Source organism: Caulobacter sp. CCUG 60055, from assembly GCF_022750545.1.
Taxonomy (GTDB): domain Bacteria; phylum Pseudomonadota; class Alphaproteobacteria; order Caulobacterales; family Caulobacteraceae; genus PUIC01.
Window position 1 is genome coordinate 1 of record NZ_PUIC01000002.1, and the last position, 21488, is coordinate 21488.

Here is a 21488-nt window from a genome sequence, read left to right on the forward strand (position 1 = left end):
GGGGGCCGTCCACATCTGGAACCTCTATGGCGACGTGGCGCGCATCGTCGACTACGGCCAGACGCTGGGCGTGGTCGACGCGCGGGCGGGCTGGGCCGTGCGGGCCGGCGACAGCGAAGGCTGGATCGTGGCCCCGTTCGTCGGGATCAACTACGCCTATGACAGCAGCTTCGCGCGGGAATCGGCGCTGGGCGCCGGCCCGGGGGTCGTCGTGCGCCGCTGGTTCCGCGGCGACAGCCACGCCGCCCCCCGCTCCTATGTCGAAGCCTCGGTCCAGTACCGGGCCCGCCTGGACGGCGACCGCCGGGCCGAAGGGGTGTTCGCCACCTTCAGCATAGCGTACTGATGGAGCCGTTCCGCGAGCCAGGGACGAGGCCTTGCGATCCATCGGCCGTAGACATCCGCCCGCAGTCCTCGCGGCCGCCTGCGTCGCGGCCGGACTGTTGAGCGCCTGCGCCGCGACCGGCCCCGTCAAGGTGGACGGGGTGTTCTGGCAGCCGGACGCCGCCACCGCCCGACCGGCCGGAACCTGGGACCGCGTCGGCGCGCGCGAGCTGATCGTGCAATGGCTGGCCGTCGACGGCGCGGCTTTCGCCGAGGGCGCGGGCCCGCCCCTGATCCAGCCCGCGCCGGACTGGGACCGCATCGGCCGCGAGCCCTGGGCCGCGTCGGTCATCCTCGGCCTCGCCGGCCGCTATGACGAGCCGCAGGCCCGCCGCGAGCTCGACCTGCTGATCGAACAGTCGCGCCGCGTCGCCGCCCTGCGCCCGCCGGTCAACGTCGCCGGCTGGTATTTCCCCGTCGAGGCCGATCCCACCTGGCCGGACGCGGCGCGGATGGGCGGCCTGCTGGCCGGGCTGCCGCGTCCGTTGTGGGTCAGCGTCTACGACAAGGGCAACATCGGGCCCGAGGCCTTCGCCGCCTGGGTGCGTTCCTGGGCGCCCGAGGACGTCGGCGTGCTGTTCCAGGACGGGGTGGGCGAGCACGTGCGCGACGCGCCGACGGCCGCCGCCTACGCCGACGCCCTGACCCGCACCCGCGGGGCGGTGCGCACGGCGATCGTCGCCGAAGCCTTCCGTCCGCGCCCCGGCGGCGGCTTCCGCGCCGCCACCGCCGACGAACTGCGCCGCCAGCTCCGCGCCTATGGCGGGCGGCGGGTCTATCTGTTCGACGGCCCGCACTATGTCCCGGACGCGGTGGTCGAGGCGCTGGCGCGGCCGGGCGGTTGAAGGCCTCCCTCGGCGCGGCGGCGCCGGGCGGCATCGAATCGTGGAAGGATGGCGGCATCGCCATGGCCTCCGACGACGACACGCTCTCCGACGCGCAGCTCCTGGCCTGGGCCCAGGCCCTGGAGGCCTATGCGCGCGACTGGGACGAGACCTTCGAGGGGCGGCCGAACTACTTCACCCAGGAGTTCTGGTACCTGCTGGTCGGCTGCCTGATCGCCGACTGGCGGGGACGGCCGATCACCGTCGGGGCGGCCTGCCAGATCATGAAGAGCGGCTCCAACCGCACGCGCGAGGAGCGCATCAAGCGGGCGGTGGACGACGGCTATCTGGTCAAGACCCGGGCGGGAGAAGACGGCCGCGCGGCGGTGGTGCGCCCGACGCCCAAGCTGGAGGCGCTGATCCGCGGCCACCTGGAGCGGACGCTGCGGCTGGTCAAGGCCGCCCTCGACCGCTGAACCCGTCGCGATCTGCGCAGATTTTGCGGATATTTTCGCCCCTATCTCTTCGCTAGTCCGGCGGCCTGGTCCGTGGTCCTGATCAGCCTACGGAAGACCGCCCGAAGGCGGCTCCGCGGGGAGGACGAAGAACCATGCGCACCACTGGATGGCCGCGCCGCGCTGGGACGCGCGCGCGCTCGACGATGGCCGCGGCGGCCCTGGCGGGCGTCGCCGCCTCGGCGTTGGGGGCCGCGCCGGCCGCCGCGCAGGAACAGGCTCCGGCGGCGCGGCCGGCCGAGCCCGCCGGCGTCGAGGAGATCGTGGTCAGCGCGCGCCGGCGCGACGAGCGGCTGCAGGACGTGCCCGCCGCCGTCACCGCCTTTTCCAGCGACACCCTGCGCAACCTGCAGGCTGGCTCGATCGGCGACATCGAAAGCGCCACGCCCAACCTGACCATCCATGTCGGCGACGCCTCGAACGCGGTGATCTACATGCGCGGGGTCGGCCAGATCGATTCCCTGGCCTTCGCCGACCCCGGGGTGGGGGTCTATGTCGACGACGTCTATCTGGGCCGGGCGCAGGGGGCGTTCCTCGACGTCTACGACGTCGACCGCATCGAGGTGCTGCGCGGGCCGCAGGGCACGCTTTACGGCCGCAACACCATCGGCGGCGCGGTCAAGTTCGTCTCCAAGCCGCTGACCGACGCCTTCGGCGGCGAGGCCGAGGCCACGGTGGGCGACTACGGCCTGTTCCAGGCCAAGGCCTCGGTGAACGCTCCCCTGGTCGGCGACCGGCTGATCGCCAAGGCGGCGGTGGCGCGCATCGGGCTGGTGACCGGCTCGCTCAACGACCAGACCAATGTCAGCTACGCGGTCTACGGCCAGGGCGCCTATAAGCTGACCGACCGGCTGAGCCTGACCGCCGGCCTGCGCTACACCTACGAGAACAAGGACTTCTCGCGCTCGCAGAAGTACTTCGCCGCGACCACGCCGTTCCCCGTGCCCTACGGCGCCCCGGGCTTGCTGGCCACCGACATCTCGACCTCGCACGACTGGGCGTCGTGGTCGCCCAAGCTGGGCCTGGATTTCCACTGGACGCCCGACGTGCTGGCCTACGCCAGCGTCAGCCGCGGCTTCAAGAGCGGCGGGTTCGACGGCCGGGCCAACGACGCGGCCGGGGCCAAGCCCTATAATCCCGAGACGCTGTGGGCCTACGAGGTGGGGATCAAGTCGACCCTGTTCGAGCGCCGGCTGACGGCCAACGCCGCCCTGTTCTGGAACGATTACCGCGATCTGCAGCTGTCGAGCTTCGTCGCCGACGCCCATGGCGGCTTCGCGGCCCTGTTCACCAACGCCGGCCAGGCGACCATGCGCGGCGCCGAGCTGGAGCTGGTCGCCCGGCCGGTCCGGGGCCTGACGCTGAACCTGGTGACCGGCTATCTCGACGGCCGCTACGACCGCTATATCGGCCCCGGCGGCGTCGACATCAGCCGCCAGCGCAAGCTGGTCAACGCGCCGCGCTGGGACGTCAAGCTGGGCGGGACCTACCGCTTCGACCTGGGCGAGCGCGGCGCGATCACCGTCGGCGCCGACGCCGGCTACCGCTCCAAGACCTATCCGACCGTGTCCAGCAGCGAGGTGCTGGCCCAGAAGGGCTACACCCTGGTCAACGCCTTCGCCCGCTATGACTCGCCGGGGGCGAAATGGTGGCTGCAGGTCGGCGGCAAGAACCTGACCGACCGCCGCTACATCAACCAGGGCTTCGACCTGTCGGACTCGCTCGGCTACCAGCTGGCCTATTACGGCGATCCGCGCACGGTCAGCGCCACGCTGGGGGTGCGGTTCTGACCATGGCCGCCGAGGATTTCGTCGCCGAGCCGCAGACGGCGGCCCTGCTGGCGCGCATGGCGGCCGACTTCGCCGACGCGCCGGCCGACCCGACCATCGCCGAGCGGCGCGAGGCCCTGCGGGTGATGAGCGCGCTCTACGGGCCGCCGCCCGCGCCGGTGGCGAAGATCGAGGACCTGAGCGTTCCCGGCCCGGAAGGCGCGATCCCGCTGCGGATCTATCGTCCCCTGGACCAGGAGGCCGGCGCGCCGCTGATCCTGCACCTGCACGGCGGCGGCTGGACGGTGGGCGATCCCGACGCCTATGCGCCGGTGTGCCGGGCCTACTGCGCCGCCGCCGGGGCGGTGGTGGTCGACGTCCACTACCGGCGCGCGCCCGAGCATCGCTATCCCGCCGCCCTGGAGGACGCCGAGGCGGCGCTGGCCTGGGCGGCGGCCAACGCCGGCGCCCTCGGCGCCGACCCGCGCCGGCTCGTGGTGGCCGGCGACAGCGCCGGCGGCAACCTCGCGGCGGCGCTGTGCCAGCGGTCTCCCGTCCCGCTGGCTTTGCAGGTGCTGGTCTATCCCGTCCTCAGCGCCCAGGCCGACGCGGCCTTTCCCTCGCGCGCGGCGCTGGGCGACGGCCGCTTCTTCCTGCGCGAGTTCGACATCAAGCGGGCCGAGCGGGAATACCTCGCCGATCCGGCCCAGGGGGACGAGCCGGGCGCCTCGCCGCTGCTGGCCGACGCGGCGGCGTTGCGGGGGCTGCCGCCGACGCTGATCGTCGTCGCGGGGCTCGACCCTCTGCGCGACGAGGCGCGGGCCTACGCCGACCGGCTGGCGGCCGAGGGCGCGCCGGTGACGTTCGACTGCGTGGACGGGGTGATCCACGGCTTCGTGCTGTTCGCGGGCGCGATCGCGCTGGGGCGAACGGCCATCGCGCGGATCGGCGAGGCGGTGCGGACGGCGACGGCGACGCCTTGAACGGCTGACTTTATCGGGATAGGCGAGGGCGGGGCGCTCTCAACTTTCGGATGATGTCATGGCCGAACTTTCCGCCAGCGCCGAAATCACCTTTCGTCGCATCAACGCCCGCACGGTCGACGAGGTCTGCGAGCTCAGCGAAACCCTGTCGGACGCCCAGCGGGACATGGTCGCCGACAACGCCTTGTCGATCGCCGAGGCGCATTTCTCGGAGAACGCCTGGTTCCGGGCGATCTACGCCGACGACGTCCTCGTCGGCTTCGTCATGCTGCACATCGGCGCCGATCACGACGACGGCATCGACTATCCCGGCGCCTTCCTCTGGCGGTTCATGATCGCCGGGCCGCACCAGGGGCTTGGCTTCGGTCGCCGGACGATCGAGCGCCTGGTCGCGGACCTGCGCGCGCGGGGCTTCAAGGAGCTGCGGCTGAGCTGCCACGAGGTGGAGGGCGGTCCCGAGCCCTTCTATCGCGGCCTGGGCTTCGTTCCGACCGGCGGCCGCTACGACGAGGAAGTGGAGATGACGCTCGTCTTCGACTGACGCGGCCGGCGTTTACGCAATGCTCACGCTCGGTCGGCTATTCGGCCCGCGGCTCCGGTTGCGGGCCAGCTTGGCGTGGCGTGGCGGAGTTGCGTGCATGAAGGGCGTGGTCTTCAATCTGCTCGAAGAAGCGGTGGTCCGTGAGTTCGGTCCTGACGTCTGGGACGACCTGCTGCTCCGGGCCGATCTCTCCGGCGCCTACACCTCGCTCGGAAACTACGACGACGAGGAGATCCTCGCCCTGGTCGAGGCCGCTTCGGCGGCGCTGAACCTGCCGCGCGCCGAGGTGCTGCGCTGGTTCGGGCGGCGGGCCATGCCGATCCTGAAGGAGCGCTACGGCGCCTTCTTCGAGCGGCACGCCTCGTCGAAGAGCTTCGTGCTCAGCGTCAACAGCATCATCCATCCCGAAGTGCGCAAGCTGTACGCCGGCGCCAGCTGCCCGTTCTTCCATTTCCGCGAGGACGCGGCGGGCGCGGTCAGCATGGACTACGACTCGTCGCGCCGGATGTGCGACCTGGCCCACGGCTTCGTCGAGGGCGCCGCCGACCTGTTCGAGGAGACGGTCGACGTCAGCCACGCCGCCTGCATGAACCATGGCGACGCCAAGTGCGTCATGGAGATTCGATGGGCGCGCTGAACGAGCGCAAGGCCCCCGCCCCACCGGAAGACACCGTCGCCGAACTCAACCTGCGCTTGCTCAAGCTGGAACACAGGTTCCAGCGCGAGCGCGCCGCGCGGCTGCACGCCGAGGCCATCGCCGAGAAGGGCCTGCGCGACCTCTATGAGCGCCAGCAGCAGCTGGTGCTGCTGGAGACCATCGCCACGGTCGCCAACCAGAGCCGCTCGGTCGAGGAGACCCTGCGCGTCGCCGTGCGGGCGGTGTGCGACCACACCGGCTGGAGCTACGGCAACGCCTATCGGCTGGCGACGGCCGGGCCGCCGCGCCTGACGCCGGCCGACGTCTGGTACGCCGCCGACCCCGACCGGCTCGCGCCGTTCATCGCGCTGAACCAGCAGGCCGAGTTCGTCGCCGGCCAGGGACTGCCGGGCCGGGTGCTGGGCTCGGGCCGCGCGGCCTGGATCGCCGATGTCGCCGAGGACGACAACTTCCCCCGCGCCGACGCCGCGCGGGCGTGCGGGCTGCACGCCGCCTTCGCCTTCCCCGTCCTGGTCGGCCACGACGTGCTGGGCGTGCTGGAGTTCTTCCATCGCGAACCGGTCAGTCCGGACGAGCAGCTGCTGGGCGTGGTCGGGCAGATCGGCACCCAGCTCGGCCGCGTGGTCGAACGGCGGCGCGCCGAGGACAAGCTGATGCACGACGCGTCGCACGATCCGCTGACCGGCCTGCCGAACCGCCTGCTGTTCGTCGACCGGCTGGAGCGGGCCGTGGCCGCCCATCGGCGACGGTCCGAACTGGGCTTCGCGGTGCTGTTCATCGACCTCGACCGCTTCAAGCTGGTCAACGACAGCATGGGCCACGCGGCCGGCGACGACCTGCTGGTCCAGATCGCCGGGCGGTTCGGGCGGGTGGTGTCCGAGGCGCGGGGCGCGGACGCCGCGCCGTTGGTCGCCACCCTGGCGCGCCTGGGCGGCGACGAGTTCACCGTCCTGCTCGAAGACGTCGGCGGCGAGGCGGCGGCGATCGAGCTGGCCGAGGCGCTGCAGGAAACCCTGCGGCGGCCGTTCCAGATCGAGGGGCAGGACATCTTCACCTCGGCCAGTTTCGGCGTGGCCTCCTGCGCGGCCGGCTACGCCGGCGCCGACGAGATCATGCGCGACGCGGACCTGGCCATGTACCGCGCCAAGGCCGAGGGGCGCGCCCGCATCGAGGTCTTCGACCAGAGCCTGCTGGCCGACGCCAAGCGGCGGCTGGCCACCGAGACCGACCTGCGCAACGCCGTGCGCAACAAGGAGTTCATCCTCCACTACCAGCCGATCTTCGCCCTGGACGGCGAGCGGCTGGTCGGGTTCGAGGCCCTGATCCGCTGGCGGCGGGCGGATGGCGAGATCGCTCCGCCGTCCGACTTCATCGGCATCGCCGAGGAGACCGGCCTGATCGTGTTCATCGGCCAGTGGGTGATGCAGGAGGCCTTCGCCACGCTGGCGGCCTGGCGGTCTGCCTATCCCGAGGCCGGGCCGGTGACGATGAGCGTCAACGTCTCGCCCCGGCAGTTCCACCAGCCCGACTTCGTCGGGCAGGTGATGGCCGCCGTCCGCTCCAGCGGCGTCGATCCGTCGGCCGTCCGCCTGGAGATCACCGAGAGCGTCACCATCCAGGACGCCCGCCGCACCAAGTCCATCCTGGACGAATTGAGGGCCCAGGGCGTCCGCGTCAGCATCGACGATTTCGGCACGGGTTATTCCAGCCTCAGCTACCTGCAGCAGCTTTCATTCGACACTCTGAAGATCGACCGCTCGTTCGTCACCGCGCTCAAGGGGGCGGGCGGCGAGGAGATCGTCCGCACCATCCTCGACCTGGCCCGCAGCCTGGAGATGGACGTGGTGGCCGAGGGGGCCGAGACCGCCGCCCATGTCGAGCAGCTGCGCGAGATGGGCTGCGGCTTCGCCCAGGGCTATTTCTTCGCCCGCCCCCTCGAGCGCGAGGCCGCCGCAGCCCTGCTGGCCGCGGCGTCGACGCCGGACCCGGGCGCGGACTAGGGGCCGCGTTTCCCTTTGCGTCTTAACGATGCCGCTTTTGTGCGGCCTTGAAATGCCTGTGCAACGCCGCGCCGGCATTAGGCGACGGGGCGTCGGCCATGCGGCGCGTAGCGGGGGATCGGCTTTAGTGATGGCGAGTTCGAGCGCGGACCTGGGCGCGGCCGTGAGGCCTCGCCGGACGATGGGGCGCCTGCGGCGCGGGGTCTGCGCGGCTCCGCTTATCTGGGCCCTGGCCGGGGCGGCGGTCGCCGCGCCGCCGGAAGCCTCGCCGCCGCCCGCCAAGGCCGCGCCTGCGCCCAAGGCCGATCCCGAAGCCGACGTCGACGCCACCGTGTCCGAGGTGGTGATCAGCGGACAGCGCCGCCAGCCGGGGGCGGTGGTCGGCGACATCAAGCCCGAGATCCAGCTCAGCCCCGCCGACGTCCAGTCCTACGGCGTCAGCTCGGTCGCCGACCTGCTCAACGAACTGTCGCCCGAGACCCGCAGCGATCGCGGGCGCGGGGCGACCACGCCGGTGGTGCTGCTCAACGGCCGGCGCATCTCCAGCTTCTCCGAAATCCGCGACATCCCCACCGAGGCCATCCTGCGCGTCGACATCCTGCCCGAGGAGGTCTCGCTCAAATACGGCTACAGCGCCGACCAGAGGGTGGTGAACATCGTCCTGCGCCGCCGGTTCCGCGCGATCACCGGCGAGGTCGGCGGCGGCGGTCCGACCGAGGGCGGCCAGGCCACGGGCTCGGGCGCGGTCGACCTGCTGCACATCCGCGGCGACGACCGGCTGAACCTCGACCTCAAGTACCAGCAGAGCACGGCCATGACCGAGGCGGACCGCGACCTGGCCGCGCCGGCTTCCGGGCCGCCCTACGCCATTCCCGGCAACGTCACCGCCGCCGTTCCCGGCGCCAGCATCGACCCCGCCCTCGACGCCCTGGCCGGCCGGCCGGTCGCCATAGCCGGGGTTCCGGCCGGGGCGGCGGGCCGCCCGCTGACCCTGTCCGACTTCGCCGCCGGCGCGGCCAACGTCACCGACGTCTCGCGCGACCGCACCCTCTTGCCGGCCACCCGGCAGGTCACCCTCAACGCCGTGCTCAGCCGCGCGGTGTTCGGCGACGTCTCCGCCACCGTGAACGGCTCGCTCAGCGCCAACAGCAGCCAGGCGCGGCTGGGCCTGCCGGGGATGGACCTGCTGGTTCCCGCCGGCGACCCGTTCTCGCCGTTCGGCTCGGACGTCCTGCTGCACCGCTACGTCGACTCGCTGGGGCCGCTGCGTCAGGACGTCGACGGCTGGACCGGACATCTGGGCGCCAGCCTGAACCGCGAGACCCACGACTGGCGCCTGTCCCTGACCAGCGCCTACGACCACGCCGACACCCTGACCCAGAGCGACACCGGCCTCGACCCCACGGCCATGCAGGCGCTGCTCGCCGCCCGCTCGCCGGGTTTCGACCCGTTCGGGCCGCCGCCGGCCGACCTGCTCAGCCTGCGGGCCGCCAACAAGGCCCGCTCGCTGTCCGACACTCTGAACGCCCAGTTCGTCGCCAGCGGCCCGCTGTTCAAGCTGCCGTCCGGCGACGTCTACACCAGCTTCAAGATCGGCGACACGCAGAGCTGGTTCTCCTCGCGCTCGCTGCGTTTCGGGATCGACCAGAGCTCGAGCCTGGCGCGCAACGACTTCAACGCCCAGCTCAACGTCGACGTGCCGGTGACCAGCCGGCGCAAGGATTTCCTGGCCTTCTTCGGCGACGTGACGCTGAACGGCAACGCGGCCATCGACCAGGTCTCGGACTTCGGCGCCTTGACCACCCTGGGCTACGGCGTCAACTGGACGCCGGTCACCGGCGTCACCCTGATCGTCTCGCACACCCGCGACCAGGCCGCCCCGACGGTGCAGCAGCTCGGCAATCCGACCATCGCCACGCCGGGCTCGCGGATCTTCGACTACGCCGCCGGCCAGACCGTCGACATCACCCGCATCGACGGCGGCGATCCGAACCTGGTGGCCGACACGCGCAACATCACCAAGATCGGCCTGACCCTGAAGCCGTTCTCCAGCCAGAACCTGACGGTGACGGCCAACTATATCGACAGCCGCGTCGACAACCCGATCAAGAGCTTCCCGGCCGTCACCGCCGACATCGAGAACGCCTTCCCCGACCGTTTCGTGCGCGACGCCACGGGCCGTCTGGTCCAGGTCGACTACCGTCCGCTCAACTTCGCCCAGGAGACCCGCCGCGAGCTGCGCTGGGGCTTCAACTATTCGATCCCGCTGAAGTCCTCGACGGCCAACGCGCCGAGGCCGGAGTTCCGTCCGCCGCCGCCGCCCGAACGGTCGGGCGCGGCCGCCGACAACGGCGGCGGGCGTTCAGGCGGCGGTCCTGACCGCGACGCCCGCCGGTCGGACGGCGGACCGGGCGGGCCCGGCGGCCCTGGCGGCGGTTTCGGCCGGGGCGGCGGAGGCGGCGGCTTCGGCGGACGCGGCCAGAGCGGCCGGCTGCAGGTCGCCGTCTACCACACGGTCTTCTTCACCGACGAGCTGCTGGTCCGTCCCGGCGGCCCGGTGCTGGACCTGCTGAACGGTTCGGCGGCGGGATCGACCGGCGGCCAGCCGCGCCACCAGGTCGAGGCTCAGTTCGGCTATACCAACAACGGCCTGGGTGCGCGCGTCAGCGCCAACTGGGTCAGCGCCACCACTGTCCATAACGGCATGGGTCCGTCCAGCGGCGACCTGAACTTCTCGGACCTGGCGACCATCAACCTGCGGCTGTTCGCCAATCTGGGCCAGCGCCGGCCGCTGGTCGAGAAGCATCCCTGGCTGCGGGGCTCGCGGGTGACGCTGTCGGTGACCAACCTGTTCGACCAGCGCATGCAGGTGCGCGACGCCGCGGGAGCCACCCCTGCCAGCTACCAGCCGGCCTATCTCGATCCTGTCGGCCGGGTGGCCACCGTCAGCTTCCGCAAGCTGTTCTTCTGATCGCCGGCGCGATTTTCGCGTCGGCGAATGACGTTCTACAATGTCGCAGCGACAAGATCGGCGCAGTCTGTCACGCAGGTCTTGGAGATCGTGAGCGGGAGCGGACATTGTACGGACGAATCCTGTTGGCCTATGACGGCACCGTCGAGGGGCGCGCCGCCCTGCGCGAGGGGGCCCTGCTGGCCAAGCTTTGTCGGGCGCGGGTGTTCCTGTTGTCGATCATCGCCGAGACGCCGGGCTCGCGCATGGCCGAGACCGCCCATGTCGGCGTCGCCGCCCATCTGCGCGAACGCTACGAGGCGGTCCTGGAGGAGGGCGCGGCCAAGCTGAAGAGCATCGGCCTGGTCCCCGAGGCGCGGCTGGTGATCGGCGAGCCGGCCCAGGAGATCAGCGCCTTCGCCCGCGAGATCGGCGCCGACCTGGTGGTCGTCGGCCATCGCCGGCAGAGCCTGCTGGAGCGGTGGTGGTCGGGCTCGAGCGGGGCCTATCTGGTGGACAATATCGACTGCAGCCTGCTGATCGGCCGCAACGTCATCTCCGACGAGCAGTTCCAGGCCGTCCTGAGCCGGTCGAACGAGCCGGCCTGACCTCTCAGCCGACGGCGTCCAGCGTCGCCTCGCCCGCCAGCACGGGTCTGCAGCGGCCGGCGATGGTGGCGCGCAGGCCGTCCTCGGCGCGGCGGGCGGTCAGGCGCAGCAGGCTGGGCCGGCCCATGCGTTCGCCCTGGCGCACGGTGAAGCGCGCCGTGGCCGCCTCGCCCAGGGACAGCAGCAGCGCGGCCAGGGGCGCGTTGGCGCTGCCGGTGGCGGGGTCTTCGTAGTTGTTGGCCAGCGGCGCGAACATGCGGGCGTGCAGCAGCTCCGGATCGTCGTCGCGGGCGTAGACGTGCAGCGAGAACCGGCCCTCGACCGAGGGCGTCAGCGCGACCGCGCGCCGGAAGGCCGAGACGTCGGGGACGCAGCGGTCGAGGGCCTCGCGGGTCAGCTCGGCCAGGACGAACTTGACCCCGACCGAGACGATGCTCGGCGGGTGGGCGGCGGTCAGCACCTCGGCCGGATCGAGGCCCAGGCAGGCGGCGATCAGTTCGGGCGCGACCTCGCCGCCGACGGACAGGGGCTGCGGGGCCTCGACCTCGCCGCCGACGAAGCGGCCCGCCTCGTCGGTCTCCATGGCCACGCGGATCAGCCCGGCCGGGGCCTCCAGGCGCAGGACGCCGCCGTCGTGGCGGCCGCGCCGGGCCAGGACGTAGGCGGTTCCGACGCTGGGGTGGCCCGCGAACGGCATCTCGGCGGTGCGGTTGAAGATGCGGATGCGCGCGGTGTTGGCCGGGTCCTCCGGCGGCAGGACGAAGGTGGTTTCGGCCAGGTTGAACTCGGCCGCCAGGGCCTGCATCTCGCCGTCGCCGAGGCCGCGCGCGTCGGTGAACACCGCCAGCGGGTTGCCGCCGAACTGGCGCTCGGTGAACACGTCGACGGTCTCGAAGGCGAAGCGGCGCATGGCGGTCTGCTCCCGGCGCGGGCGATCGGTTGTTGACTATGATTTCGTTAGTTGGCGAAATAGCGAAATGCAAGCCGATATCTTCCGCGCCCTCGGCAACGAGAAACGTCTCCAGATCCTGGAATGGCTGAAGGACCCGCGCGCGCATTTCCCGCCGCAGGTCGACGGCGACCTGGTCGAGGACGGCGTGTGCGGCCTGTTCATCGCTGACAAGCTGGGGGTCAGCCCGTCGACCCTCAGCGAGCACATGCGCATCCTGACGGCGACGGGGCTGGTGCGCGCCGCCAGGATCAAGCAGTGGACCTTCTATCGCCGCGACGAGGCGCGCCTGGCCGAGGTCGCCGAGGCCCTGCGGCGGGCGCTCTAGCGGCGGGTCAGGCGGCGGCCTGGGTCATCTTGAAGATGCCCTGGGCGTTGGAGCTGTCGAACCGCAGGTCGAGGCGGGCGATCCCGTCCTCGCCGACCACGGCGTCGCGGCTGATGAACTCGTAGAAGGAGCCGGGGACGCTCATCTCGACGGCGCCGCCGTCCTCGCCCACGAAGGCGCGCAGGGTCGGGTCGGCCTTGAACGCGGTCTGGCGCACGCGGCCGGAGGCCGACACCTCGACGGCGTCCTTGATCGGCCGGCCCAGGGCGCGCTGGGCCTCGGCCGTCTCCTCGACCCGGGCGACGCGGTCGGTGGCGTGGTTGAAGGCCTGGCCCTCGGTGGCGATCCAGGCCGCCTCGGGCGAATCCGCCAGCAGCAGCCGGTAGTCGGCCAGGGCCGGCGCGTTGTGCCAGCGCCCGAACGCGGCCGCCACGTGCGGCAGGGCCTCGACGGCCAGGGCCGCCGGGCAGGAGCCGGTGTCGGCGAAGGCGGCCAGGGCGGCGTTCGCGGTCATGTCCAGCGGATCGCGGGTCGCGCCGAACACGCGGGCGGCGGCATCCTGGAAGACTGGCGAGAACCGCTCCACGTGCAGTTCGCTGACGAAGAACTGCGGGATGGCCTCGGGCAAGTCGCGATGGGCGTAGGCCCGGCCGGTCATGCCCAGGCGGTCGAGCGGATAGAGGCCGGCCATCTCGTAGCCCAGCGGCTCGAGGATGCGCACGAAAGCCTCCTGGCCCGGCGGAAGCGCGCCGGTCGGCCCCTGGCCGAAGCGGATGGTGCGCAGGGCGCCGTGGTCGAAGATCACCCGCCCGCCGGCTTGGCGAACGTCCTCGACATAGGCCGCCCCCGTCGGCGCGCGGACCAGCAGGTCGTGGAACAGCACCGCGTTCATGGCCATGGCGAACACGGCCCGCGACACGGTCTCGCCTTGCGGCGCGGCCAGGGCGGGATCGATGTCGAGCACGCCGAACAGCGCGGCGGCTTCGCGGGCGCCGACCGCCGTGGCGGTGAGGGCGAACAGCTGACGGTCTTGGGCGAGGGACATGGGCGCGCTCCGCGAGAGGCGGTTGAGGAGAAGCGGGACGAAGCCGCGCCGGGGAGGCGGCGCGGCCGGGGATCAGACGTCGAACGACACGCCCTGGGCCAGCGGCAGGGCGGCGCCGTAGTTGATGGTGTTGGTGGCGCGGCGCATGTAGGCCTTCCAGCTGTCGGAGCCGGCCTCGCGGCCGCCGCCGGTCTCCTTTTCGCCGCCGAAGGCCCCGCCGATCTCGGCGCCGGACGGGCCGATATTGACGTTGGCGATGCCGCAGTCCGACCCCTCGGACGACACGAACCGCTCGGCCTCGCGGACGTTCAGGGTGAAAATCGACGACGACAGGCCCTGGGGCACGTCGTTCTGGAGGGCGATGGCCTGGTCCAGGTCGGCGTACTTCATCACATAGAGGATGGGGGCGAAGGTCTCGCGGCGGACGACCTCGGCCTGTTCGCCGATCTCGACCAGGGCCGGGCGCACGTAGAACGCGTCCGCCGCGCCGGGAACCTCGACCCGCTCGCCGCCGCTCACCGCGCCGCCGGCGGCGCGGGCGTCGGCCAGGGCCCGCTGCATGGCCTCGAAGGCGGCCGCGTCGATCAGCGGCCCGACCAGGGTTCCGGCGGCGCGCGGGTCGCCCACCGGCACCGAGGCGTAGGCCGCCTTCAGCTTGGCGAGGAAGGCGTCATAGACGCTCTCGTGCACGAACAGGCGGCGCAGGGTGGTGCAGCGCTGGCCGGCCGTGCCCATGGCCGCGAAGGCCGCGCCGCGCAGGGTCAGGTCGAGGTCCGCCGACGGGGCGACGATGGCGGCGTTGTTGCCGCCCAGCTCCAGCACGGCGCGGGCGAAGCGCGCCGCCAGCCGCGGGCCGACCGCCCGGCCCATGGCCGTCGAGCCGGTGGCCGAGACCAGCGGGACCTTGGGGTGGTCGACCAGGACTTCGCCGATCTCGCGCCCGCCCATCAGCAGGGTGGACAGGCCGGCCGGGGCGTCGGGGCCGAAGCGCGCCGCCGCCCGCTCGAACAGGGCCTGCACCGCCAGGGCGGTCAGCGGCGTCTTCTCGGACGGCTTCCAGACCACGCTGTCGCCGCAGACCAGGGCCAGGGCGGCGTTCCACGACCACACCGCCACGGGGAAGTTGAAGGCCGAGATCACCCCGACCACGCCCAGGGGGTGCCAGGTCTCCATCATGCGGTGCTCGGCCCGCTCGGTGGCGATGGTCAGGCCGAACAGCTGGCGCGACAGGCCGACGGCGTAGTCGCAGATGTCGATCATCTCCTGGACCTCGCCCAGGCCCTCGGAGACCACCTTGCCGGCCTCCAGCGTGACCAGCCGGCCCAGGTCGTCCTTGGCCGCCCGCAGCTCCTCGCCCAGCAGGCGGACCAGCTCGCCCCGGCGCGGCGCGGGGACCTTGCGCCAGGCGAGATAGGCGTCGTGGGCGGCGTCGATGGCGGCGGCGGCGGCCGTGGGCGTGTGCTCGACGACCCGCGCCGTCTCCGCGCCGTCAACTGCGGAGCGCGCGGCCAGCGAGCCGCCGCGCCAGGCGGCCTCGGCCACGCCGAGCCGCCCGAGGATGGCGTGGGTTTCGGCGGCGGCCGAGGGCAGGGCTTGCGGAGCGGACATCGGGCGATCCTTGTCGAGGGCGATGGTCATTGCGGCGGGCCCAGGCGCAGGGCCGCCGGGGACGCGTCGGCGAACACGCCGACGACGGCGGCGCTATAGGCCTGGATGAGCGGGGAGACAAATCGATCGTAGGAGGCCTGCACGGCCCGGCCCAGCCCGTGCTCGCCGCTGAAGCTGGCGCCGTAGCCTTCGACGGCCAGGGCCAGCACGGCTTCGCGCACCTGTTCGGCGCGCGCGGGCTCGGCCGCGCCGCCCTCGCGGCGGACCAGGTTGAAATGCACGCCGCCGTCGGCCACGTGGCCGAAATCGCAGGCCTCGAACTCGGGGAAGTCGCGGGCGAGCATGGCCGCCGCCTCGGCGCGGAACCGGGGGATGTCGGCCCGGCGCAGGGAAAGATCGAGGCCGATCACCGGCCCGCACGCCCGCAGGCCTTCCGAAAGGGCGTGGCGCAGCGCCCACATGCGCTCGGGCGGTCCCAGCAGGGCGTCGGCCAGCGGCCCGCCCGGCGCCTCGGCCAGATCGGCCAGCACGTCTTCCAGAAGGTCGGCGAGGCCCGGCCGGCCCTCGCGGGGCGAGAGGCTGCTGGTCAGCTCGACCAGGACGCAATAGGGCGGGACCTCGCCGCCCTGGAAGGGATCGCGCAGGCCGGGGACGTGGGCCAGCGCCCGGACGACCGCCGCCCGCGACATGCCCTCGAACGCGGTCAGGAACGGGCCGGCCTCGCGCTCGAAGGCCAGCAGCAGGTCGAGCACGGCGGCTTCGTCGCGGGGAACCAGGATCGCCGCGGCGGTCTGGCGGGGGCGGGGATGGACCTCCAGCACGGCGCGGGTGACGACGCCGGGCGCGCCGAAGCCGCCGACGAACAGGTGCCGCAGGGCCAGCTGGGCGTTATCCTTGCGCAGGCCCGCCGACAGGGTCAGCCGCGTGCCTTCGGCGTCAGGCAGCACCACCTCCAGCCCGAGGACGTGGCGGCGCATGTCGCCATAGCGCAGGAAACGCGCCCCGCCGGTGTTGGTGGCGACCATGCCGCCGATCATCGGGTCGGCGCCCAGGTCTATCGGCAGGCAAAGGTCGTGCTCGGCCAGGGCCGCGTTCAGGGCCGACAGGCGCACGCCGGCCCCGACCTCGACCGTGCGGTCGGCGGCGTCGACGGCCAGGGGCGCGCGCAGGCGGTCGAGGGACAGCACGACCTGGGTCCCGGAGGCGTCCGGGGTCGAGCCGAGCGCCAGGCCGGTGTTGCCCGACTGCGGCACGAAGGCCAGCCCGTTGCGCACGCAATGGCCGACCACGGCCGAGACCTCCTCGGCGGTGCGCGGGCGGACCACGGCGGCGGCCCGGCCCCCGCCGTAGCGGGCGGCCGTCTCGTAGGCCGCGCGGCCGCCCTCGTCGAGGACCAGGCCGTCCTCGCCCACGGCCGCCAGCAAGGCGGCCCGGTCAGACGCCGACAGCATCGCGCGGTCAGGCCGCGGCGGGGCGGAGCGCCGGCGCGGGGGCGGCGGCCTCGGCCGCGTAACGGCGGCCGTAGCGGTTGGCCAGGAAGCGGTCGAGGGCGATGTCCTCCTGGCGCACGAAACCGCATTGCGGCAGGTCGCCGGCGGCCAGCATGTCCAGCACCGCGCAGATGCCGGCCGCCGTGGTGATCTGGATGGCGCTGCGCATGCGCCCGCCGATCGGCGCGGCGTAGATCTTGTTGGCGTAGGTCTCCTGGACCAGCCGACCGTCCTTGCGGCCGCTGACGGTCACGAACACGATGACCACGTCCTGCAAGGTGGCGGGCAGGGCGTGCTCCAGGATGTCCTTGAGGACGTCGCGGCGCTCGCGCAGGCCGAGGTCGTGCAGCAGCGCCTTCATGATCGCCGCGTGGCCGGGATAGCGGATGGTGCGGTAGTTGAGGTTGCGCACCCTGCCGCGCAGCGTCTCGCACAGGGTGCCGAGGCCGCCGGAAGTGTTGAACGCCTCGTAGGCGACGCCGTCGAGGGCGAAGGCCTCCAGCTCCTCCAGCGGCGGGGTCTCGCGCAGCTCGCCGTCGACGATGGCCTCGCACGGTTCGCAATACTCGTTGATGACCCCGTCTGTGCTCCAGGTCAGGTTGTAGTTGAGCGCGTTGGACGGATATTTCGGCAGGGCCCCGACGCGCATGCGCACGTCCAGCAGGTCGTCGAAGCGGGCGGCCAGGTCGTTGGCGACGATGGTGATGAAGCCGGGGGCCAGGCCGCATTGCGGGATGAAGGTCGTGCCGGCGTCCTGGGCGAGCTGCTTGACCACGCGGGTGCTGGCGACGTCCTCGGTGAGGTCGAGATAGTGCGCGCCGGCGGTCTTGGCCGCCTGGGCGATGCGGGTGGTCAGCTGGAAGGGCGCGGCGCTGAGCACGGCGAACTTGCCGGCCAGTTCGGCCTCCAGGCCGCCCGGCTCGGCGATGTCGAGCGCGCGCCGCTCGACATGGGCGCCGGTCTCCAGGCGGTTGAGCTGCGCCTGCGAGCGGTCGATGACCGTCACGCGGTAGGCGTCGCTCAGCATGTCGGCGATCATGGAGCCGATCTTCCCACCGCCGACGACCGCGACGTCCTTCATGGCATCCCCCCAGGGCTTCGAGTTTCGGCCATTTCAGACGGCCGCCTAAACGAATCATAGTGGCCGGACTGTCGGATCGACGGCTGTTTTTCGGCGATTCGACGGGCTATACCGGCGTAATGACATTGGACGAGATCGACCATCGGCTGCTGGCCGCCCTGCGCGACAACGGCCGCGCCTCCACGGCGGAGCTGGCCCGGCGCGTCGCGCGCTCGCGCACCACGGTGCAGAGCCGCATCGAGCGGTTGGAGCGGGTCGGGGTGATCATCGGCTATTCGGTGCGGCTGGCGGCCGAGCACGACCTGGGCGCGGTCAGGGCGCACGTGATGATCAAGGTCGCGCCCAAGGAGAGCCGCGCGGTCGAGGCGGCGGTGCGGGCCATCGCCCAGGTGCGGGCGCTGCATTCGGTCAGCGGCGACTTCGACATGATCGCCGGCTGCGCCGCCCCCTCGGTGGCCGAGATGGACGCGGTGATCGACCGTATCGGCGAACTGGACGGGGTGGAACGGACCACCTCCTCGATCATCCTGTCGACCAAGTTCGACCGCTAGGCCGTCGGGCCCGGCGCTTGCCGCCGGCCGCGCCATGCGGTTGAACGGAGCTTGCGCTGAATCCGAGGGAGGACCGTCCATGCCGCTGGATCGCCGCGCCGTCGTCGGATTGCTGGGCGGCGCCCTGGGCGCGGGGGCGACGGCGGGCGGGGCCCTGGCGGCCGGCGCGTCGGCCGCGAGCCGCGCGACGGGAACCCGCGTCGTGCTGCTGGGCACCAAGGGCGGGCCGACGCCGTCGGCCTATCGCGCCGCCCCCGCGACCCTGGTGGTCGCCGGCGGCCGGCCCTACCTGGTCGATTGCGGCGAGGGGACGGCCGGCCAACTGGCCAAGGCCGGCGTCGACCTGCGCTCGCTCGGCCGCGTCCTCGTCACCCACAACCACTCGGACCACGTGATCGGCCTGGGCCCGCTGCTCGTCCTGGCCTGGGCTTCGGGCCTGACCACGCCGGTCGCCGTGCACGGCCCGCCGCCGGTGGCCGAGATCGTGCGGCGGTCCGTCTCGGCCATGGCCTACGACATCGAGGCCAGGATTCGGGAGGAGGGCGCGCCGCCGCTCGATCCGCTGATCCATGTGGACGAGATCGACCGGCCCGGCCCGGTGTTCCGCGACGGCGACGTCGTCGTCACCTGCGCCGTGGTCGACCACTACACGGTCAAGCCGGCGCTGGCCTACCGCTTCGACACGCCCGGCCGGTCGGTGGTGATCTCAGGCGACACCACCTACAGCGAGAACCTGATCGCCCTGGCCCGCGGCGCCGACCTGCTGATCCATGAGGCGATGTACGTCGAGGCCATCGACGGCCTGGCCGCCTCGGGCGGGCCGACGCTGCGCGACCACCTGCTGAAGAGCCACACCACGACGGAGCAACTCGGCCGCATCGCGGCGGCGGCCGGGGTGAAGAAGCTGGTGCTCTCCCACCTCGTGCCGGCCTTTCCGTCGATCACCGACGAGATGTGGCTGCGCGGCGTTCGCCGGCATTTCGCCGGCGAGGCCGTGGTCGGCCGCGACCTGATGGAGGTCTAGCCGCGCTCGCCGACGCTCAGCGCATCAGCCGGCCGATGAGGAACTGCATGCGCATGGCCATGATGTCGGGACGGCTCAGCGGGTCGCTGACCCCATGGCCGCCTTCCTCGTCCTCCAGGAAGAACGGCTGGACGCCGACCTCCTCCAGCCGCGCGGCGAGCTTGCGCGCGTGGCCGGGACCGACGCGGTTGTCCGTCGTCGAGATGGTGATGAGGAACGGCGGGTAGGCGACCCCTGGCCGGATGTTGTGGAACGGCGAATAGGCCGCCAGCGCCTTGCGCATGTCCGGCTTGTCCGGGTCGCCGTACTCGTCCATCCAGGCCGCGCCCATGGCGATCTTGGGATAGCGCAGCATGTCGGCCAGGGGCACGTCGCTGATCGCCGCGCCGAATAGGTCCGGCCGCTGGGTGGCGACCACCGCCGACAGCAACCCGCCGTTGGAGGTGCCGAACACGCCGACATGGCCGGGCGTGGTCAGGCCGGAGCGCACGAGGTCCTCGGCGACCGCGATGAAGTCGTCATAGGACGCCTGCCGCTTGTCGCGGATCGCCGCCATGTGCCAGGCCACGCCCCGCTCGCCGCCGCCGCGGATGGCCGGCAGGACCAGCGCCCCGCCGCGGTCGAACCACAGCTTCAGGGCCTGGCCGCCGAACGAGCGGCCGAGATAGGCCGGCGTCAGGGTGATGCCGAAGGCGCCGTAGCCGGTGATCAGGGTCGGCGTCGCTCCCGGATGGGCCGGCGCCTTGGGCCGCACCACATAGTAGTCGACCGGGGTTCCGTCCTTGGAGACGGCCGACTTGACCTCGACCATGTAGCGCGAGGCGTCGAAGGCCGGCTCGGCCTTGGCCAGGACGCGGGTTCCGGCGCCGTGCAGCAGCTCCAGCGTCGGCGGCGTCAGGAAGCTGGTCCGGTGCAGGATGACGTCCTCGCCCGTCGGGTCGGCGCTGGCCACGCCCAGGTCCTCGCCCGCCTCGCCGGCGACGACCGGCTTGACGGTCCAGCCGGACGGGCCGTGGCTGGCGGCCACGATGGTGGTCTTCAAGGCCTTCTGCACCGGCAGGAACAGGCGGCTCCGCGTCGAGGCGAAGCCGGAGAACGACGAGATCACCTCGCCGTCGGCCGGGGCGTAGATCACCTCCAGCCGGCGCTCGGCCGGGGTCTTCGGCGACAGGTCGTAGGACAGCACGGTGTCGGCCGGCGCGTCGCGGCCGGCGATCCTGGCCGGGGCGGCCAGCTGGACCACGACCCGGTCGTCGCCGCCGCCCTGCGGGCCGAACGGCTTGATCTGGGCCGGCAGGGCCAGTTTCTCGATCCGCCCCTCGGCGTCGATAGCCATGACCTCGAAGGTCGAATAGTCGATCACCCGCGTCATCAGCACCCGGCCGGGCGCGCCGCCGACGGTCGAGAACTGCAAGGTGGCGTCGGTCTTGGGGGCGGTGAACGCCGCCGGGGCGTCGGCGGCCGCCTGGCCGCGGCGCCACAGCCGGGCGACTGCACCCCAGCCGGCGGCGGTCTTCGGACTGTCGCCCAGGGTGTGGGCGATCAGCACCGTGTCCTTGTCGATCCAGGCCGACTGCACCCGGCTGGCCGGCGCCGAGAAGCCGCCCTCGACGAAGCGGCCGGCGGCGAGGTCGAACTCGCGCAGGGCCACCTCGTCCGAGCCGCCGTCCGACAGGGCCAGCAGGCAGCGCTGATAGGCCGGGGCCAGGCACGACGAGCCGTAGGCCCAGTTCAGGGTGTAGGCCTTGCCCTCCGCCGCGCCCAGGGCGGCGACGTCGAGCGCCGTGCGCCACGGGCCGGGCGCGCCGTCGGCGCCGCGGTCGGCGACCTGCAGCAGGCCGCGCGGGTGCTCGGCGTCGCGTTGCAGCCGCGCGGCGCGCGGCCCCATCAGGGCGATGTCGGCGATCGGGGCGTTGGCCTTGAGCACGCCCTCCAGCTCGCCGAGCAGGGCGGCGTAGCCGGGCTCGGCGCTCAGGCGGGCCTTGGTCTTGGCGGTATGGTCCCGCGCCCAGGCCAGGGCGGCCGGGGCCTTGGGAGCCTCCAGCCACTGGAAGTCGTCGGCGAGGGCGGGCGCGGCGGCGAGACTGGCGGCGGCGGCCGCGACGAGCGCGCGCCCCCGGATGGTGCGACGGGTCATGACAGGCCTTCGAATGCGGTGGTCGGGCGAAGGGACGCGCCGG

The 21488-nt window shown here is 72.5% G+C and carries 19 protein-coding genes; 13 read left to right on the forward strand and 6 right to left on the reverse strand.

What is annotated here, in order from left to right; all coding sequences use genetic code 11:
• The 10 genes from C5708_RS03895 to C5708_RS03940 all read left to right on the forward strand — a co-directional run.
• Nucleotides 1-346: bacteriophage N4 adsorption protein A (locus C5708_RS03895; protein WP_242918073.1), on the forward strand; the 346-nt coding region annotated here is incomplete at its 5' end.
• A gap of 97 nt (nucleotides 347-443) precedes the next feature.
• Complete coding sequence (locus C5708_RS03900; RefSeq protein ID WP_242918074.1) at nucleotides 444-1229, forward strand: hypothetical protein; 786 nt, start codon at nucleotides 444-446, stop codon at nucleotides 1227-1229.
• The gene (locus C5708_RS03905; RefSeq protein WP_242918076.1) at nucleotides 1226-1684 is read left to right on the forward strand and encodes a hypothetical protein; all 459 of its coding nucleotides are present in this window, start codon (nucleotides 1226-1228) and stop codon (nucleotides 1682-1684) included. The genes C5708_RS03900 and C5708_RS03905 overlap by 4 nt, the downstream gene beginning before the upstream one ends.
• A 134-nt stretch (nucleotides 1685-1818) precedes the next feature.
• Nucleotides 1819-3513 carry a TonB-dependent receptor gene (locus C5708_RS03910; protein ID WP_242918078.1) on the forward strand — a complete coding sequence of 565 codons (1695 nt, stop codon included), beginning with the start codon at nucleotides 1819-1821 and terminating at the stop codon, nucleotides 3511-3513.
• A gap of 2 nt (nucleotides 3514-3515) precedes the next feature.
• On the forward strand, nucleotides 3516-4475 hold the full coding sequence (locus C5708_RS03915; protein ID WP_242918080.1) for an alpha/beta hydrolase: 960 nt from the start codon (nucleotides 3516-3518) through the stop codon (nucleotides 4473-4475).
• Nucleotides 4476-4533: 58 nt separating this feature from the next.
• Nucleotides 4534-5016, forward strand: a complete 483-nt coding sequence (locus C5708_RS03920) for a GNAT family N-acetyltransferase (protein WP_242918082.1) — start codon at nucleotides 4534-4536, stop codon at nucleotides 5014-5016.
• Between the two features lie 97 nt (nucleotides 5017-5113).
• Entirely contained in the window at nucleotides 5114-5653 is a 540-nt protein-coding gene (locus C5708_RS03925) for a heme NO-binding domain-containing protein (protein WP_242918084.1), read from the forward strand.
• Complete coding sequence (locus C5708_RS03930; RefSeq protein WP_242918085.1) at nucleotides 5641-7674, forward strand: bifunctional diguanylate cyclase/phosphodiesterase; 2034 nt, start codon at nucleotides 5641-5643, stop codon at nucleotides 7672-7674. Before C5708_RS03925 ends, C5708_RS03930 begins: the two co-directional genes overlap by 13 nt.
• A 130-nt stretch (nucleotides 7675-7804) precedes the next feature.
• Complete coding sequence (locus C5708_RS03935; protein WP_242918087.1) at nucleotides 7805-10645, forward strand: TonB-dependent receptor; 2841 nt, start codon at nucleotides 7805-7807, stop codon at nucleotides 10643-10645.
• 107 nt (nucleotides 10646-10752) lie between these two features.
• Nucleotides 10753-11232 (forward strand): universal stress protein, encoded by a 480-nt coding sequence (locus C5708_RS03940; RefSeq protein ID WP_242918089.1) that lies wholly within the window; start codon nucleotides 10753-10755, stop codon nucleotides 11230-11232.
• Between the two features lie 4 nt (nucleotides 11233-11236).
• Here C5708_RS03940 and C5708_RS03945 read toward each other — a convergent pair whose 3' ends face one another.
• Nucleotides 11237-12142, reverse strand: a complete 906-nt coding sequence (locus tag C5708_RS03945) for a PhzF family phenazine biosynthesis protein (RefSeq protein ID WP_242918091.1) — start codon at nucleotides 12140-12142, stop codon at nucleotides 11237-11239.
• 67 nt (nucleotides 12143-12209) lie between these two features.
• Here C5708_RS03945 and C5708_RS03950 point away from each other — a divergent pair, with 67 nt between their 5' ends.
• Nucleotides 12210-12509, forward strand: coding sequence for a metalloregulator ArsR/SmtB family transcription factor (locus tag C5708_RS03950; protein ID WP_242918093.1), 300 nt, complete (start codon nucleotides 12210-12212; stop codon nucleotides 12507-12509).
• 7 nt (nucleotides 12510-12516) lie between these two features.
• Here the strand turns inward: C5708_RS03950 and C5708_RS03955 are convergent, their stop codons facing one another.
• From C5708_RS03955 to C5708_RS03970, 4 genes are all read right to left on the reverse strand, one after another.
• Complete coding sequence (locus C5708_RS03955) at nucleotides 12517-13554, reverse strand: DUF1338 family protein (RefSeq protein WP_242918095.1); 1038 nt, start codon at nucleotides 13552-13554, stop codon at nucleotides 12517-12519.
• Between the two features lie 72 nt (nucleotides 13555-13626).
• Nucleotides 13627-15162, reverse strand: a complete 1536-nt coding sequence (locus tag C5708_RS03960) for an aldehyde dehydrogenase family protein (RefSeq protein ID WP_242918097.1) — start codon at nucleotides 15160-15162, stop codon at nucleotides 13627-13629.
• A 26-nt stretch (nucleotides 15163-15188) separates the two neighbouring features.
• A complete protein-coding gene (locus C5708_RS03965) occupies nucleotides 15189-16613 on the reverse strand; it encodes an FAD-binding oxidoreductase (protein ID WP_242918099.1) in 1425 nt (474 codons plus the stop codon).
• A 7-nt stretch (nucleotides 16614-16620) separates the two neighbouring features.
• The gene (locus C5708_RS03970; RefSeq protein ID WP_242918101.1) at nucleotides 16621-17733 is read right to left on the reverse strand and encodes a saccharopine dehydrogenase family protein; all 1113 of its coding nucleotides are present in this window, start codon (nucleotides 17731-17733) and stop codon (nucleotides 16621-16623) included.
• A gap of 119 nt (nucleotides 17734-17852) precedes the next feature.
• On the opposite strand from C5708_RS03970, the gene C5708_RS03975 reads away from it, so the two are divergent.
• Nucleotides 17853-18284 (forward strand): Lrp/AsnC family transcriptional regulator, encoded by a 432-nt coding sequence (locus C5708_RS03975; protein WP_242918102.1) that lies wholly within the window; start codon nucleotides 17853-17855, stop codon nucleotides 18282-18284.
• Between the two features lie 79 nt (nucleotides 18285-18363).
• Complete coding sequence (locus tag C5708_RS03980; protein WP_242918105.1) at nucleotides 18364-19308, forward strand: MBL fold metallo-hydrolase; 945 nt, start codon at nucleotides 18364-18366, stop codon at nucleotides 19306-19308.
• Nucleotides 19309-19324: 16 nt separating this feature from the next.
• On the opposite strand, the gene C5708_RS03985 is transcribed toward C5708_RS03980, so the two are convergent.
• Nucleotides 19325-21445, reverse strand: coding sequence for a prolyl oligopeptidase family serine peptidase (locus tag C5708_RS03985; RefSeq protein ID WP_242918107.1), 2121 nt, complete (start codon nucleotides 21443-21445; stop codon nucleotides 19325-19327).
• Between the last annotated feature and the right edge of the window lie 43 nt (nucleotides 21446-21488).